Here is a 274-nt window from a genome sequence, read left to right on the forward strand (position 1 = left end):
CTGAATGAGTACTCCGTCAGACATATAGCCATGGCCGAGCTTAGGCTGTTCAATGTTCACGTATTCTAATTGCGATATGCGAGCCGGTAACGCGAGAGCAACGGCTCCGCCCGAACCTAAGAAGCGAATAGGGTTATACTGACGATTCTGTGCTGGCGTTAAAGCTATACTCAGACGGTGATTTATTAAGGCCTGATTCAATCCGAGCTGACGTAATCTGTCGTTCAGCCTGTCCTGGCCGAGTAATTCATACAACCTGTTACTGGCATCATTG

Annotated in this window: 1 protein-coding gene; it reads right to left on the minus strand. The window is 48.2% G+C overall.

All coding sequences use genetic code 11. From position 1 onward, the window contains the following. Positions 1 to 274, minus strand: a 274-nt coding sequence (locus tag R0J87_RS20215) for a hypothetical protein (protein WP_498888490.1), incomplete at both ends; no start/stop codon positions are given.

It is taken from the genome of Halomonas sp. SIMBA_159 (assembly GCF_046536035.1).
Taxonomy (GTDB): Bacteria; Pseudomonadota; Gammaproteobacteria; order Pseudomonadales; family Halomonadaceae; genus Vreelandella; species Vreelandella venusta_A.